At 34.8% G+C, this 17032-nt stretch carries 18 protein-coding genes; 13 read left to right on the forward strand and 5 right to left on the reverse strand.

The annotated features are described in order from the left end of the window. From fabZ to VLB74_RS01835, 9 genes are all read left to right on the forward strand, one after another. A partial coding sequence (gene fabZ / locus VLB74_RS01795) for a 3-hydroxyacyl-ACP dehydratase FabZ (RefSeq protein WP_325201762.1) occupies positions 1-766 on the forward strand: 766 nt, incomplete at its 5' end. 10 nt (positions 767-776) lie between these two features. Beyond that, positions 777-1562, forward strand: coding sequence for an acyl-ACP--UDP-N-acetylglucosamine O-acyltransferase (gene lpxA / locus VLB74_RS01800; protein WP_325201763.1), 786 nt, complete (start codon positions 777-779; stop codon positions 1560-1562). Positions 1563-1591: 29 nt separating this feature from the next. Continuing rightward, on the forward strand, positions 1592-2158 hold the full coding sequence (efp, locus tag VLB74_RS01805) for an elongation factor P (RefSeq protein ID WP_325201764.1): 567 nt from the start codon (positions 1592-1594) through the stop codon (positions 2156-2158). Positions 2159-2221: 63 nt separating this feature from the next. Next, entirely contained in the window at positions 2222-3163 is a 942-nt protein-coding gene (locus tag VLB74_RS01810) for a UDP-3-O-(3-hydroxymyristoyl)glucosamine N-acyltransferase (RefSeq protein WP_325201765.1), read from the forward strand. After that, positions 3153-3515 (forward strand): nuclear transport factor 2 family protein, encoded by a 363-nt coding sequence (locus tag VLB74_RS01815; protein WP_325201766.1) that lies wholly within the window; start codon positions 3153-3155, stop codon positions 3513-3515. Before VLB74_RS01810 ends, VLB74_RS01815 begins: the two co-directional genes overlap by 11 nt. A gap of 105 nt (positions 3516-3620) precedes the next feature. After that, a complete protein-coding gene (gene sucD / locus VLB74_RS01820) occupies positions 3621-4502 on the forward strand; it encodes a succinate--CoA ligase subunit alpha (RefSeq protein ID WP_325201767.1) in 882 nt (293 codons plus the stop codon). Between the two features lie 164 nt (positions 4503-4666). Then, complete coding sequence (locus VLB74_RS01825) at positions 4667-4993, forward strand: hypothetical protein (protein WP_325201768.1); 327 nt, start codon at positions 4667-4669, stop codon at positions 4991-4993. Positions 4994-5244: 251 nt separating this feature from the next. Continuing rightward, positions 5245-6081 carry a hypothetical protein gene (locus VLB74_RS01830; protein ID WP_325201769.1) on the forward strand — a complete coding sequence of 279 codons (837 nt, stop codon included), beginning with the start codon at positions 5245-5247 and terminating at the stop codon, positions 6079-6081. Between the two features lie 92 nt (positions 6082-6173). Further along, on the forward strand, positions 6174-7778 hold the full coding sequence (locus VLB74_RS01835; RefSeq protein ID WP_325201770.1) for a T9SS type A sorting domain-containing protein: 1605 nt from the start codon (positions 6174-6176) through the stop codon (positions 7776-7778). 75 nt (positions 7779-7853) lie between these two features. Here VLB74_RS01835 and VLB74_RS01840 read toward each other — a convergent pair whose 3' ends face one another. From VLB74_RS01840 to VLB74_RS01855, 4 genes are read right to left on the reverse strand one after another with little or no spacing between them, the layout of a single operon-like run. Then, a complete protein-coding gene (locus tag VLB74_RS01840; protein ID WP_325201771.1) occupies positions 7854-8618 on the reverse strand; it encodes a DUF2490 domain-containing protein in 765 nt (254 codons plus the stop codon). After that, on the reverse strand, positions 8569-9207 hold the full coding sequence (locus VLB74_RS01845; RefSeq protein ID WP_325201772.1) for a DUF4956 domain-containing protein: 639 nt from the start codon (positions 9205-9207) through the stop codon (positions 8569-8571). The genes VLB74_RS01840 and VLB74_RS01845 overlap by 50 nt, the downstream gene beginning before the upstream one ends. Continuing rightward, on the reverse strand, positions 9207-9959 hold the full coding sequence (locus VLB74_RS01850) for a polyphosphate polymerase domain-containing protein (protein WP_325201773.1): 753 nt from the start codon (positions 9957-9959) through the stop codon (positions 9207-9209). The genes VLB74_RS01845 and VLB74_RS01850 overlap by 1 nt, the downstream gene beginning before the upstream one ends. 4 nt (positions 9960-9963) lie before the next feature. Beyond that, positions 9964-10344, reverse strand: coding sequence for a hypothetical protein (locus VLB74_RS01855; RefSeq protein ID WP_325201774.1), 381 nt, complete (start codon positions 10342-10344; stop codon positions 9964-9966). A gap of 602 nt (positions 10345-10946) precedes the next feature. Here VLB74_RS01855 and fabG point away from each other — a divergent pair. Both fabG and VLB74_RS01865 read left to right on the forward strand, forming a co-directional pair. Then, complete coding sequence (gene fabG, locus VLB74_RS01860; RefSeq protein WP_325201775.1) at positions 10947-11693, forward strand: 3-oxoacyl-[acyl-carrier-protein] reductase; 747 nt, start codon at positions 10947-10949, stop codon at positions 11691-11693. Between the two features lie 68 nt (positions 11694-11761). Continuing rightward, complete coding sequence (locus VLB74_RS01865) at positions 11762-13789, forward strand: hypothetical protein (protein ID WP_325201776.1); 2028 nt, start codon at positions 11762-11764, stop codon at positions 13787-13789. A gap of 176 nt (positions 13790-13965) precedes the next feature. Here the strand turns inward: VLB74_RS01865 and VLB74_RS01870 are convergent, their stop codons facing one another. After that, positions 13966-16062, reverse strand: a complete 2097-nt coding sequence (locus VLB74_RS01870) for an LTA synthase family protein (protein ID WP_325201777.1) — start codon at positions 16060-16062, stop codon at positions 13966-13968. A gap of 142 nt (positions 16063-16204) precedes the next feature. Between VLB74_RS01870 and VLB74_RS01875 the strand changes: the two genes are divergently transcribed. Beyond that, positions 16205-16870, forward strand: coding sequence for a response regulator transcription factor (locus tag VLB74_RS01875; protein WP_325201778.1), 666 nt, complete (start codon positions 16205-16207; stop codon positions 16868-16870). 2 nt (positions 16871-16872) lie between these two features. Then, positions 16873-17032, forward strand: a 160-nt coding sequence (locus VLB74_RS01880) for a cation efflux transmembrane domain-containing protein (RefSeq protein ID WP_325201779.1), incomplete at its 3' end; no start/stop codon positions are given.

Consider the following 17032-nt stretch of genomic DNA (forward strand, 5'->3'; position numbering starts at 1 on the left):
CGACTTGAACAATGCTATTGTTTATGTGGATAAAGAGATTTCCGATGAAACAATGGAGCGTTTGAAAGTGGCTTTCGGAAAAGATAGTATTTCAGTTAAACCAAACGGAGTTTTAGATAATCTGACATTGCATTTTCCAAACGAAGCTGCACGTCATAAATTACTTGATGTAGTAGGGGATTTGGCTTTAATCGGAACAAAAATCAAAGGAAAAGTTATTGCTAATAAACCAGGACATTTTGTAAACACCATGTTTGCTAAAAAAATGTCCAAGATTATTAAAAACGAACAGAAAAATCAGGTTCCTGTTTTTGATTTAAACAAAGAACCTTTGATGGATGTTACTAAAATCATGTCGATGTTACCTCACAGAAATCCGTTTTTGTTGGTAGACCGAATTTTAGAAATGTCTGATAATCATGTTGTCGGCTTGAAAAATGTTACGATGAATGAAGAATTCTTTGTCGGACATTTCCCGGGAGCACCAGTCATGCCAGGAGTTTTAATCATTGAAGCTATGGCACAAACCGGCGGTATTTTAATCTTAAGCACCGTTCCGGATCCTGAAAATTACCTTACTTATTTCATGAAAATAGATAACGTAAAATTCAAACACAAGGTTTTACCTGGAGATACTTTAATTTTCAAACTTACTTTATTATCACCAATTCGCCGCGGAATCTGCCATATGCAGGCAAGTGCTTATGCGAATGGTAAATTAGTTACAGAAGCCGAACTAATGGCGCAAATTGTAAAAAAGAACTAAAAAAGAAATTATGAATCAACCTTTAGCCTATGTTCACCCGGGAGCAAAAATTGCCAAAAATGTGGTAATTGAGCCCTTCACAACCATTCACAATAATGTTGAAATTGGTGAAGGAACCTGGATTGGTTCAAATGTAACCATAATGGAAGGCGCACGTATTGGTAAGAATTGCAATATTTTCCCCGGTGCTGTAATTGCTGCAGTACCTCAGGACTTAAAATTTGGAGGTGAAGATTCACTTGCGATAATTGGCGATAACACTACTGTCAGAGAGTGTGTTACAGTTAATAGAGGAACTATTGCTTCAGGACAGACAAAGATTGGAAAAAACTGTCTGATTATGGCAACCGCGCATATTGCTCATGATTGCCATATCGGGGATAATGCCATCATTGTAAACGGTGTGGCATTGGCCGGTCACGTTACTATAGGAGATTATGCAATTATTGGCGGATTGGCTGCGATACATCAATTCGTTTCCATTGGAGATCACGCTATGATTTCAGGTGGATCATTGGTTCGTAAAGATGTTCCTCCTTATACAAAAGCTGCGAAAGAACCTTTATCCTATGTCGGAATTAATTCTGTTGGACTTAGAAGAAGAGGCTTTTCAACTGAAAAAATCCGTGAAATTCAGGATGTTTACAGGATTCTGTTTCAAAAAAATTACAATACCACTCAAGCATTAGGTATCATTGAAGCAGAAATGGAAGCAACTCCGGAACGTGATGAAATCATCCTTTTTGTACGAAACTCTCCTCGCGGCGTTATGAAAGGTTATACAGGAAGCATTTAATATAAAATAAAACAAATAAATAAATCAAAATGGCAAGTACAGCTGATATCAGAAACGGATTGTGTATTAAATTCAACCACGATATTTATAAAATTGTAGAATTCTTACATGTTAAGCCCGGAAAAGGTCCTGCTTTCGTAAGAACAAAACTTAAAAGTTTAACTAACGGAAAAGTATTGGATAATACATTTTCTGCAGGTCATAAAATTGATGTTGTTCGTGTAGAAACACATACGTTTCAGTTCTTATACGCTGAAGGTCAAGAGTTTCATTTCATGAACAACGAAACTTTCGAACAAATTTCATTAAACAGAGATATCCTTGATGCTCCGGACTTATTAAAAGAAGGAACTAACGTAATGGTTCAAATCAATACCGAAACCGATGCGCCGTTAGCAGTAGATATGCCAGCTTCCGTAATTTTAGAAGTTACCTATGCAGAACCGGGTGTTAAAGGAAATACAGCTACCAACGCTACAAAACCGGCAACTGTAGAAACAGGAGCTACAGTAAACGTACCTTTGTTTATTAACGAAGGGGATAAAATCAAAATCGATACCGCTACAGGTTCTTACATGGAGCGTGTGAAAGAATAGTCAACAGTGTTCAGTCGTCTGTAAAAAATGGTGACTGAACACTAAACACTGAATACTTAAAAAATGAAATTCCAAAAGACACATACTCTTAAAGAGATAGCCGACATTATTCAATGTGAGTATGTGGGTGATGATCGTTTTCCGGTACACGGAATGAATGAAATTCACGTCGTAACAAGAGGTGATATTGTTTTCGTAGATCATCCTAAATATTATGACAAAGCACTACAATCAGCTGCTACCATTGTTTTGATAAACAAAAAAGTAGATTGTCCGGAAGGTAAAGCTTTACTGATTTCCGATGATCCGTTTCGCGATTTTAATAAGCTGACACGTCATTTCAGACCATTCCTTTCTTCTAATTCAGCTATTTCAGAAACTGCTGTAATTGGAGAAGGCACTGTAATTCAGCCAAATTGTTTTATTGGAAATAATGTGGTTATCGGTAAAAATTGCCTTATTCATTCTAATGTTGCACTTTACGACAATACTGTAATAGGAAATAATGTCATCATTCATTCCGGATCAATTTTGGGAGCTGATGCTTTTTATTATAAAAAACGTCCGGAAGGTTTTGATCAGTTATTATCCGGTGGACGCGTAGTTATTGAAGACAACGTTGGAATTGGAGCTTTATGTACCATTGATAAAGGAGTCACCGGAGATACCACAATAGGGGAAGGGACTAAAATTGACAATCAGGTTCATGTTGGTCACGATACTGTTATCGGTAAAAAATGTCTGATTGCTTCTCAAACAGGCATCGCAGGATGTGTGGTTATTGAAGATGAAGTAACCCTTTGGGGACAAGTAGGTACCACAAGCGGAATTACAATTGGTGAAAAAGCTGTTGTTTTAGGTCAGACAGGTGTTACCAAATCGGTAGAAGGCGGTAAAACTTATTTTGGAACTCCAATAGAAGAGTCCCGTGAAAAACTGAAGCAGTTGGCTAACATTAAAAAGATTCCGGAAATACTAAATAAGTTAAATAAAAATGATGGCTAAAGCACTGGTTTCAGAATTCTATCAATCCGGATCACTTAGAAGTAAAGAAGTTCTTCAACGATTTCTTCATGATGAAATGGAGTTTCATTGGTATAGTTCCAAAGGATTCTTATTATTGAAAAAAAGTGATTTGATTGATTTATCCGGAGAAATGGAACGCTCTTATTCTTCATCTCGTATAGATATTAGTCATCTTTTACAGGACGGCAATATGGTCACTGTTCGATTTACCTATTATGTAACTCCAATTGAAACACCTTCAGAGGAATCAGTATTAGCGCATTTTGTTACTATCTGGGAAGTTAAAGAAGACAAGCTGTTCCGTGGTTACCAAATGAGCCAGTTAGGATAAATCAGCATAAAAAATCTTTGAAAGTTTATAGCAAAATTCTTTATATATTTCTTTCAAAAGCCTATTTTTGCAATACATTTTAAAAACAACATAAAAAAATATATCATGAGTGTTTTAGTTAATAAAAATTCTAAAATCATTGTTCAGGGGTTTACAGGAAGTGAAGGTACTTTCCACGCTTCTCAAATGATTGAATACGGAACAAACGTTGTAGGTGGTGTAACTCCTGGAAAAGGTGGGACTCAACACTTGGATCGTCCGGTTTTTAATACTGTTAAGGACGCTGTAGTGCAAGCTGGCGCTGATACTTCAATCATTTTCGTTCCACCTGCTTTTGCTGCTGATGCTATCATGGAAGCTGCTGATGCCGGTATTAAAGTAATTATTTGTATCACAGAAGGTATTCCTGTTGCTGATATGATTAAAGCTTATGATTATATTAAAGGGAAAGACTGTCGTTTAGTAGGACCTAACTGCCCTGGTGTAATCACTCCGGGTGAAGCTAAAGTTGGTATCATGCCAGGTTTCGTTTTCAAAAAAGGTACAGTAGGTATCGTTTCTAAATCAGGAACTTTAACTTATGAAGCTGCTGATCAGGTTGCTAAACAAGGATTAGGAGTAACAACTGCAATCGGTATCGGTGGAGATCCAATTATCGGTACTACTACAAGAGAAGCGGTTGAATTATTAATGAACGATTCGGAAACTGAAATCATCATTATGATTGGTGAAATTGGTGGACAATTAGAGGCTGACGCTGCTCGTTGGGTTAAAGCTGACGGAAACAGAAAACCGGTTGTAGGTTTCATCGCAGGTGAAACAGCTCCGAAAGGACGTACAATGGGTCACGCAGGTGCTATCGTTGGAGGTGCTGATGATACTGCTGAAGCTAAAAAACGTATCATGAGAGAAAACGGAATTCACGTTGTGGATTCACCAGCTGAAATCGGTAAAAAAGTTGCTGAAGTTTTAGCTGTTTTGAAATAAGACTTAAAAAATCTTCATATTTATAAGCCCTGCATTACGTAGGGCTTTTTTTTGATTTAATAAAAATCGCTCTTTTCAAAAAAAATGTAGTAAAAATAGTATTAACTAATGTTTTTTATTGTTTTTAAAAAATTATTATTTTTTTAACAATTAAATGCTATTTTATGAAACATTATTTTACTTTCCTTATTTTATTATTTTCAATTTCAGGATTTTCTCAATCATTTGTTTGCGGGGAGAATCAACAAGAAATCCTCGACAGATTTAATATCCCGGGATGGCAGTCATTAACACAAACAACGTATGATGCAACAACAAAATATGTCTTTAATGTTCGTTTTCACGTTGTGTACGATGATTCCGCAGTGACAAGAACTAATTCACTTGGACAGGAGGGGCTTACAATTGGAGAAAATGAAGTAATAGATGCTATTAAGAATTTAAATCTCAATTTTAATCAATTTATATTTTCTTTAAATATTATGGAATAGATCAGGTTAATGAATCCGATTATTTAATAATTGATGATGTAGACGAATTACATCAATTAAATAACAGTTCATACTCTTTACCAAACGCTATAAATATTTATATTATAAATGGAAATGTTTGGGGAGCAGCAGCAAGAACAACAGTATTTGATGATGACTATTTTATTATTCCCTGGACACAATGTCATGAAATGGGGCATCTATTTTCTTTAGCTCATCCAGATACAATCACATATCATGGTTGCCAAAACATGGAACACTCTCCTAGGGTAAATTTACCAGGAAATGGTTTTAATGCTGATAGATATGGTGATCAAATTGTTGATACACATGTGTATGTTGACATTGACCATTTTGATGCCAATTGTAATTATACAGGAGGTGCTTATGATTGTAATAATATGCTAATTGTTGCTGAGCCAACTGCAGAAGGATACATGGTCCATCCCAGTTTAGGTAACTTCATGTATGCCGGTGGAATTACTTCGGGAGCAGGTTGTACACCGATTTTTACACCCGGACAAGGAAAAAGAATGAGAGAAGCAATTACAGGAACTAACGCGAATTATTTCTCTGGACTTATGAATACTATAGAAAGTTTATATCAACCATTTGAAACTACGGAAATAGGTGGTGACAATGTAGTCAGTGTTACCGATAATTTTGACGGTACGGCTACTGTTTGCAGAAGCATTGTGAGACGTGATCGTTTTCAAAAAGGATTTGACTGTATTTATTACGGTATGGATGACAGCGTAATTGATACATCGGTTCCCGATAATTTAAAAGTGATTTCTGAACGCACTTTTGATTATAAAGTAAAAATTATGCAAGTTGATCAGGTAAATACTGAAATAGTTTCGGTAGTTTGCACAAGGGGGGTAATTTGTAATGTTGAGCCTTACGTTTCCGGAATAATATTATCGATGAAGACTTTAGGTTCCATGAATATTACCGTAAAAGAACTTAATGAAGCGCAAGTGAATGATCCGAATTTGTTTGACCAATTAATGGAAAAATATTACCATATAATTAAGAAAGAAACAGAATCAGGTGTAATTGATGAAAAAATTATTTACAAGCCTTAAAATCCATAAATTTGAAAATTCAATCTTATAAATCCTTCAGCCAAAACAAATTATTTACAGGTAATTTCCTCTATCAGCAAAAAATAATGTACATGAAAAGCACCACTTTAACTATTGTATTACTGTTTTATCCTCTGCTGCTTTTATCCCAAGCACCGGCAATACAGTGGCAAAACAGAATTGGAGGGGCAAATTCAAACTATTGTTATGCTTCTCAACAAACCACTGACGGAGGATTTATTATAGGAGGTCGTTCAAATTCTGATATTTCCGGTGATAAAACTGAAAATTCAAAAGGAGATTATGACTATTGGGTTGTTAAAACAAATAATTTAGGACAAGTTGTATGGGATAAAACCATTGGCGGAGCAAGTCCCAATACTTGGAACCAGGATTTTTTTGGAGCAATAAAGCAAACACCGGATGGAGGATATATAATTTGCGGAGGGTCAAATTCACCACTTTCCGGGAATAAAACGGAAAATGCAATTAACGACCCATATTGGGATTTTTGGATAGTAAAAACAAATGCAATCGGAAATATTGAATGGCAAAATGTGATTGGAGGCAGTTTAGACGAGGATATTATTTCATTAGACCTAACCCAAGACGGAGGTTATATTCTGGGAGGCTATTCAGATTCTTCGATTTCTAATGATAAGACCGAAAATTGTCGTGGCTTTCAGGATTATTGGGTTGTTAAGCTTGATGGTTCAGGGAATGTTCTTTGGAACAAAACATTTGGAGGGAGTGGTCACGATAAGCTTAATTCAATAATAGAAACTACTGACGGAGGATTTCTTTTAGGTGGCCACTCGGATTCCAATATTTCGGGAGATAAAACTGAAAATTCAAAAGGAAATAATGATTACTGGGTTATTAAATTAGACAATAATGGTAATCAACAATGGCAGAAGACTATTGGAGGCTCTGGTTTTGAGAGTTTGTCTAATGTATTACAAAGCCCTGACGGAGGCTATTTTTTGGCTGGCTATTCCGATTCTCCTATTTCTAGTGATAAAACAGACTTTTGCCGAGGTTTATATGATTTTTGGGTAGTAAAAACAGATAATACGGGAAACATACAGTGGCAGAAAACGATCGGTGGTAATAATCAGGATTATTTGATTTCATCTGCTTTGTGTTCTGACGCAAGCTATATTCTAACAGGACATTCAAGTTCAGCAATATCGCATGAGAAGACCGAACCATTAATTGGTGTATTTGATGCCTGGGTAATAAAAATTAGTGAATCAGGCAATATCATTTGGCAAAAAACAATAGGAGGTTCTTTGGGAGAAGCGCTTTTTAATGTTATTCAGACCAATGATGGAGGGTATTTTCTTTCCGGTTATACGGTTTCTCCTATATCAGGAGATATAACTGAAGAACCGATAGGGTTAAATGATTACTGGATTGTAAAACTGGCTCCCGATAATTTATCCATTAACGAAAATGAATTGAATAACAATCTTGTTTTATACCCAAACCCTGTAAATAACACCTTAAACATTAATGCAAAAAACAATATTGAAGTTCAACGCATAAGCATTTACAATACTTTGGGACAATTACTAACGGTTATTCCAAATGGGCTCGTCAAAACAATTGATGTATCTCATTTATCAGCTGGAAATTACATTTTAAAAGCTGTAACGAATAAAGGAATGTTGAATATGAAATTCATTAAAAACTAAAAAATGGCCCTGCATATTGCAGGGCTTTTAGTTTTAAAAACAGACTCGTTTTTCAAAGTCTTTTCCTTATTTGAACTATATTTTCTCTTCAGCTTTTTTCTCTTTATTTTTTTTGATTTTCTTAATCATTTCATCAATCGATAAAGTGTATTTGGTTTCAAGTACAAAACGGTCAATTTTTTCAGGAATGTACTTATCGTCGTAAAAAACAGATATTCCTAATTTATTTCCGTATTTGAATTTGTAATCACTTCCGATGCTGTAACGGGTTCTATTGTATTTAATCGGATCGTCATCGGCTAACTTTAAGAAAATCTCAACATACGTATTGAAAGACAATTTAGAGTTTGGGATATTATAATCAACACCAATTTTTTCGCGAACCATTTGCACAGGTTCTTTAAAATCATTCATATATCGTTCGTTAAAACTCCCAGTCGTGAATTGGTATTTTATTGCGGCAAACAAGCTGATTACCCCAAAGTCTTTATCGTATTTGAAGGCACCGAACAAACGATGGGCATCGGCTGTGTACGAAGATGTAAATCGATACCCGGTTTCTAAACTGAATTCTTTATTGAAGTTATATTGTAAAGCAAATTCACCGCCACTGGATCGGAATTCCTGAAAATCTTTTTGTGCTGTATAGCGATATTCTCCGGAAACTTTCCAATGCTCATTGAATCTGTAGCTTACTCCCGGAACCAATCGATACTGCCAATCAGTGTAGTTCTGACAAGAACCATCGAAAGCGATTAAAGTAAAAAAGAATAGAAAAATGGTGCTTTTTTTAATCATCATTATCAGATTTTGGAAGTACGTACTCGCTTTCTTTTGCATAATAATACGCTTTTAACAGGGCCGTATCTTTTAAATAATCTATGGAGACTATTTCAACCCGATGGATGCCCAACCCGGTTCTTTGATTTAAATCCTCCAGCAACTGTTCCTTATATTCAGGTTTTATATATTCCACTTTATCGTAAACGATTTCTTTTGCATTTTCGTTTTTCAGGAAATCTAAACGTTCTAAAAGGAAAGCCAATACCAAAATCACAGCATTACACGCCGCCAGTATCAGAAAGCCGTCATTCACCATTCCCAGGGAATTAAGCATCCCCAATGCTACACATATGAAGAAATACCCCATATCTTTTATCGAAATGGCGATGGTCCTATATCTGATAATGGAAAACATCGCAAAGAGACCAAACGCAAATCCGATTTTGATTTTTGCCGCTCCAAGCAAACAACAAATCATGAAATTGACAACATTAAATACAATAAAGGTGAATATGAAATCTTTGTTTCTGTGTTTCGGATAATAGATTACCGCTACAAGAATAACCACCGCAACAAAATCAATAACAGATCTTATCAGGAAATTATAGATATCAAATACGCCGATTATGACTTCATCATTTTCCATTATTCAAGTAGTTTATTTATTTTTTTAAGTATGGGCATAAAATTGTTTTTCTTCACATTCGGAATTAAAGTGATTACGCCGTAGATATATTTGCTGATACTTTGCTCTCTGATGTGGTTGTATTTTAAGCAGGTTGTCAACGGAGAGGCTTGGGTATTTTTGGATTGTTTTATCTCTATGATAGCTATTTTCTTGAATTTCACATCGTGTTCATCATCCTTGAAATGCAGATTCATGTCGATGGTAACTCTTTCCGTAAACTGATTGTTAACCAGAGTGATACGGTTAAAGTTATTCTTTAAAATAAGTGTAATTTCATCAAGGGTTTTACGTGTATATTCCTGTATGATATTCTTTCTGATTTCGTCTATATCGGATATCATATAAGGCACCAGTTCTCTGTGTTTATTGGTTCGATCTACTTTTTCTTTCTTCTTGATTTCAAAAAAGCACATATCGGATTCCACATATCTTCTGCTTCTTACTTTTATCCGGTTGACATAACCATTATGATGGTCTCTGAAAAACTGGAGATCAGGTGTGTCAAAGTAATTGTTTTCATACGAAAAAATCCGTGTGCCGTTAATTTCCAGAACACTGTAATTCTCAAGCAGGCAGGGAACTATTTTGAGTAGGTCCTTCCCTCTGAGCGTGTACTTGCTGTCTGTTCGGTTTAACAACGAAACAGCGTCCATTTCCGTAAGCGAAACAGGAGCAAGCATCGACATTTGATTGGTAAATTTTTTAAACATGACTTTAGATTTTAATTACAAAATCGTCAAGAACAACATCGGCCTTTCTCGAGGAAACTTCAACTTCTCTCTTTTCAATAAGTTGGTCCCAAGGGCAATAATCACAATCTCCGTAAACCCAAACATCATAACTGCCTTCCTGCAAAAAATCAAATTTGAACGATCCGTCATGGGAAGTTCGTACATCATCGTAAAAATCAGTGTTGCCACGCGAACTAATATACACTCTCACATCCCCGAGATAACCCTCGCTCAAAAGTTCCTGATCCTGATTGTAATTCAATGCATAAACTTTACCGGATATGGAAGCAAGCCCACCGTAACCTTCATCTTTGGAACAGGCAATAAATACAACTGCTAAAAACAGAAAGAGATATTTTTTCATAATTTTTTTACTTTATATCGTTTACATTTTTATAAAAAAATAAAACGCATTTGATTATTTTGAAGAAGTATAATTGATGAAAATCTTAAAGAGAAACGAAAGGGTAAATCTTACATTTCTCTCAATGGTAAAGTTAGTTATATCATTGATATTTATCAATTTAACCTTTCAAATTGATAAAAAAAACGTTAAATGACATTTTATGAAACAAAAAGGTCTTCTCTGATTGACTTGAAAGTCCTAAAACCTATATATAGCAAGATTTTTAATTAAATGATAAAAAGGGGTTATAATCTATAAACTTAAAAATAAGTGAAAAATTGCAAATACAACTGTATATCAATGTTAAACCAATGTAATCTTAATGTAAATTTTGTATAAAATGTTTTTCAAGCCGATTGTCTGTGAATAGTAATTTCTTTAGAATTAATTAAACATAAAGAATTGATTTTGATTGCTGTACGAATATTTTGAAATAAAAACACAGGCTGAATTTTTAAGGTTAAAATACTTGTTAATAGTTTAGACAGGCAATGATTTTTTTTTATGTCAAAATAGAATATCTTTGGAAACTCTAAATAAAACGAACTAACAAGAATATTATGAAATTACTGGAAGGAAAAACCGCTATCATTACGGGTGCTAGTAGAGGAATTGGAAGAGGAATTGCAGAAGTTTTTGCTAAAAACGGCGCTAATGTAGCTTTCACATACAGTTCTTCTGCAGCTGCTGCACAGGAATTAGAAAACGAATTGACCGCTTTAGGAGTTAAGGCTAAAGGATACCAGTCAAATGCAGCTGATTTTAATGAAGCTCAAAAATTAGTTGATGATGTTATTGCTGAATTCGGAAATGTTGATGTTTTAATTAACAATGCCGGAATTACAAAGGACAATCTTTTAATGAGAATTACCGAAGAAGATTTCGACACGGTAATCGATGTAAATCTAAAATCGGTTTTCAATATGACCAAAGCTGTTCAGAAAATCATGTTGAAAAACAGAGCCGGTTCTATCATAAATATGAGTTCGGTTGTTGGTGTGAAAGGAAATGCTGGACAAACAAACTACGCAGCTTCTAAAGCGGGTGTTATCGGTTTCTCAAAATCTGTGGCATTGGAGTTAGGTTCCCGCAACATTCGTTGTAATGTAATTGCACCTGGTTTCATCGAAACTGAAATGACAGCAAAATTGAATGAAGATGTGGTTAAAGGATGGAGAGAAAGCATTCCTTTGAAAAGAGGTGGTTCTCCAGAAGATGTTGCCAACGTATGTGTGTTCTTATCATGCGACATGAGTGCTTACGTAACCGGACAAGTGCTTAATGTTGACGGGGGAATGTTAACATAATATACAGTACGCAGTGGTCAGTTAGCAGCAACTGAATACTGAACACTTTTAACTGAACACTTACAATTATGACCACAAGCACAATTTTACTTTTATTATTATCAGTACTGATTGCTGCCGGATTGTCATTTTATCAATACCTATACAAAGCCAATTACAGATCAAAACTGAACCTGTTTTTGGCTTTTTTGCGTTTCTTTTCGTTGTTTCTGATTTTTGTATTGCTGATCAATCCGATTATTTCAAGAAAAACGTTTGAAACCACCAAAACCCCTTTGCCAATTGTTGTTGACAATTCACAATCGATTGCATTGCTCAATAAAGGTGTAAACATTCCCGGACTGGTTGAATCATTGACGCAGAATAAAACGATTAAAGCTAAATACAATGTTCAGTTATTTAGTTTTGATGACGATTTTTACAGCAATACAGCTTTAGATTTCAAAGGGAAGCAAACACATATTGATATGGCTGCCCAGAATTTAAAACAGTTTTTCCGCAGCCAAAATTATCCTGTAGTTTTACTGACTGATGGAAATCAGACGATTGGGAATGATTACGTATACAGTTTTCAGCAAAACACTACAGTCTATCCTTTGGTAATTGGCGATACTACAACCTTTTTCGATTTAAAAGTCAATCAGTTAAACGTAAACAAGTACGCTTTCCTGAAAAACAAGTTTCCTGCGGAGGTTTTTCTTCAATATAACGGAACGAAACCGGTTAATGCCACATTCAGTATTCAGCAGGGAAATGCAACGATTCATAGACAAAACATCAGTTTTTCACCTTCAAAAAAAGCACAGGTAATTTCGGTTTTGTTGAGTGCGGACAGGGTAGGAGTACAAACCTATAAAGCTGTAATTTCTTCCTCGGAAAAAGAAAAAAACAATTATAACAACACCAAGAATTTCGCCGTTGAAGTAATTGATCAGCGTTCGGAAATAGCTTTGGTTTCAGCAATCAACCATCCTGATTTAGGCGCCTTGAAACGCGCAATTGAATCTAATCAACAACGTAAAGTAACAATAGTCAAACCAAACGAAATCAAATCATTACAAGATTACAATGTATTGATTTTATACCAGCCGAATTTCGAATTTAAATCTATTTTTGAGCAAAATAAAAAACTGCAGTTAAATACCTGGGTGATTACCGGATCCAGTACCGATTTTAATATTATGAACCAGTATCAAGATCAGGTTCAGTTTAAAGTTTCTGGTCAGAACGAAGATTATTCTGCAGATTACAACCCTCAATTCAATTCGTTTGCAACCGAAAATATCGGATTTGAACAATTCCCACCATTACAGCATCCGTTCGGAACCATTACGGTTAAAGAAAATGCGAATGCGCTTCTAAAGTCACGAATCCGCAATATTGGCACTGAAAGTCCGCTACTGTCATTTTCAGAAAACGGGCAGAAACGAAACGCCTTCCTTTTTGGTGAAAATATCTGGAAATGGCGCATGGAAAGTCATGTAAAAACAAAATCTTTTGAACAATTTGACATTCTTTCCAACAAAATAATTCAGTACCTGGCTTCCAATACCGCTAAAAAATCGCTGGTAGTAACACATGAAAGCTTTTACAATTCTGGAGAAACCATTGAAATTACAGCGCAATACTTTAATAAAAATTATGAATTTGATGAAGATGCCAACCTGACCATTTCATTACAACACAAACAATCCGGTAAGACTAAAAAATATGATTTCTTAAAGGGCAATGCCGAATATAAAGTCAGTTTAGATGGTTTAGAGTATGGAAATTACACTTTCACGGTTTCTGAAAACAGGTCTAAAACAAAATATTCCGGCAGTTTTGAAGTACTTGATTTTGAAATTGAAAAACAATTCGTGAATCCGGACATCAATCGTCTGAAACAATTGGCCAATAACACTAACGGAAAAGTATATTATCCAAATCAGGTTAATGAATTGATTAAGAACTTACTGGATAATCAAAACTACATTCCGACCGAAAAAGCAGTAATCAAAAAAACACCATTAATTGATTGGGTTTGGTGTTTAATCATGTTAGCGATCAGTCTTTCTGCAGAATGGTTTATCCGAAAATATAACGGGTTATTATAATTCAAAAAAGTTAGCCTAAAACTTATGAATATGAATTAGTGTAAATCCGTATGATCTGTGTGCTATTTTTAGATGTGTCCACACATGTTTATTAAATTAAGCAATATTGTTTTTTTTGGATATCATGTAAGTCATTTAGTTTTTAAAATTCTACCTTTTGAGACGGCCTCTTTATATTACACTTTCTGATATTTTTTGTTTTTCAGCATTTCAGAAGCGGTCTGATAATGCGAAATAGCATCCTTTACTAACGTTTCATCAATTACTTTTTTAGGTTTTTCTTCGAAATGAATTTGAAATTCATTAGATAATTTTCCGTCCGGTTTACATATTAAATCGAATTGCTTCACCTTTTTTACAGGGGAAATAATCGTCAGCATATTATTTTTAATCAATCCTAAATCCTGGTAGGTTGCAATAAAAGCACGAGGCTTATAGTTTGATTTCATTATATCTTCACCATAAAATTTACTTTCATAATCAAAATGCAGTAATCCGAAAAGCGTTGGCATTAAATCAATTTGCGACATTAACGTCTGATTTCTTTGAGGTTCGATAAAACCTGGTGCATAAATCATTGCCGGAATTCGGTATTTCTCCATCGGTAATTCTGTTTTTCCGGAACTGGAAGCACAATGATCGGCCACAATCACAAATACCGTATTTTTAAACCAAGACTGCTTTTCGGCCATTTTAAAGAACTGATGTAAAGCGTAATCAGTATATTTTACACCGCCTTCACGTGATTTGGATTCGGCAGGAATATCAATTTTATTTTCAGGATACGTAAACGGTCTGTGATTACTTACAGTCATCCAATGATTAAAGAATGGTTTTCCTGATTTTGATTCTTCATTCATAACGCTAATTGCTTTTTTAGCCATATCTTCATCACAAACCCCCCAAATATTCTGAAAGGTAATCTCATTGGGCTGAAGCGATTTTTTGTCTACAATATCATATCCGTTGCCCGAAAAGAAACTCTCCATATTATCAAAATAAGCATCGCCTCCATAAAGATATTTCACATGGTATCCTTTTTGTTTGAATACGCTTCCCGTAGAAAATTTATTCTTATTGTCCTCGCGTTTCACAACACTTTCTCCAGCCGTAGGAGGAATGCATAATGTTACTGCTTCCAATCCTCGTACGGTTCTGTTTCCGGTCGCATAAAGATTTGTAAAGAGTAAACTTTTATTTGCCAATGAATCAAGGAAAGGAGTTATACTTTGGCCATTACCGTACGTTTTCATGAAATCGGCACTCAAACTCTCCACTGTAATCAGTATAACATTTTTATGGAGTTCTATACCTTCGGCCTGAATAGCTCTTAACGTTGATGCTGACTTTAATGAAGGAATGTCTTGTTTTAAAAGGGCATAGGCTTCTTTTTCAGGCATGGTTTTATAGAACTTTTCGTAATCCAGTTCACTGTTCATAAAAGCCAGATAAAATTTATATACACCGTTTGCCTGAAGTTCATTTACAAAAACATTTTGTGAGTTCTCAAATTTTGTCATGAATGGAACTGCAAACAGCGAAATGACAAAGAGTAGAGTATAAGTGACTGTTAACTGTATTTTTTCCTTTAATGATGGAAGGTTGTCCAAAAATACCTTTGTCTTTTTTACGATAAAATAAGTCGAAGTCAGTGCTACGATTCCAATCCCTATAAACAAAGGAACTACCGGATAAGATTCCATGATATTCCCTATAACGGTATTGGTATAAACCAAATAATCAACGGCAATGAAGTTATATTTTACGCCAAATTCATTCCAGAAAAAGAATTCACTCACTGCATTTTGGATAATGACCAAAACGAAAATGAACATCGTAATGGAATAAAGTACCAATCGTATATTCTTACGGTATTTTGGAAGAAAAAGAAGCAAACCGAACAAACCTGTTTTCAGTCCGACTAAAGCAATACCTATAGTTGGTACCACGCCGCCATATTCATTCAAAATGGTATTGAAAAAGGAAATGTAAATTAATAAACCGGACAATAATCCGAAAATAATGTATCCCCAAGGTTTATTATATTTTGAATCGGAAAGAAATAGTTGATACAGTAACAAAAAAGCGCCTGCTAATGAAAATACAAAAAAATCAGAGACAAGACCAAAGAGCACTATTTTTACAACCGAAGAAAATCCAAAGAAAGATTGCGTAATCGGATGAAAAATAAGTATTATTCTTAAAATCAGATTAACAGTTAAATAAAAAATACCTAACTTTAAAAATGGGTTAATATTCTTTGCAGTTTTCATAAAATCATTTTACAACACAAACCTATAAAACAATCATTTTTAATAACTTAAGGTTCACTTAAGGTTTGCTTAAGATAGTTTTATAACAATCCGTTTGTTTTTACAAATAGTTAATTTAGCTCAAATATTTACAACTTTATTTATGAAGATTTTAATTGTAGAAGACGAAGAAGGCATATCAAACTTTCTGAAACAGGGGCTGGAAGAAGAAGGCTATACTGTTTTTATCGCTTCCGATGGATTAAAAGCATTGGAAATGTTTAAAACACATGTACCTGATATAATTCTTTTAGATTGGATGCTGCCTAAATTAACCGGATTAGAGGTTTGCAAGACAATCCGAAAAAAAGACGAAAAAACCCCGATTTTATTTCTCACCGCCAAAGACACAGTTCAGGAAACTATTGAAGGTTTGCGTTCAGGAGCTAACGATTACATTAAAAAACCTTTCAGTTTTGACGAATTGCTGGAAAGAATTAAAATCCATTTTCGAAAAGAAGACAAACAAAATGTTTTAACTTTGGGCAATATCAGCATCAGAACATTGAGTCATCAGGTTTTTATGGATGATACAGAAGTAGTCCTTACGCAAAGAGAATACGAACTGTTAAAGTATTTAACCGAACGAAAGGGAATTGTTTGCTCCCGAAACAACATAATAGAAGACGTTTGGAACATTCATTTTGAGTACGATACCGGAGTAATAGATGTTTTTATAAATTCTATCCGTAAAAAACTCAATTTAAATAAAGATGTCGAACTGATCAAAACGATAAGAGGTGTTGGCTATATCGCCAATGAAAATTAACTATGTCAAAAACCGAAACAGCAATAAAGGCTACCTATTTCAGTATCGTCAGCAATACATTATTGGCGTTAATAAAAGGAATTTCAGGTTTTTTGGGTAATTCCTATGCCATGATTGCTGATGCTATCGAGTCTACTGCCGATATTTTTGCGTCTTTATTGG

This window comes from Flavobacterium sp. (assembly GCF_035456225.1).
Lineage (GTDB): Bacteria > Bacteroidota > Bacteroidia > Flavobacteriales > Flavobacteriaceae > Flavobacterium.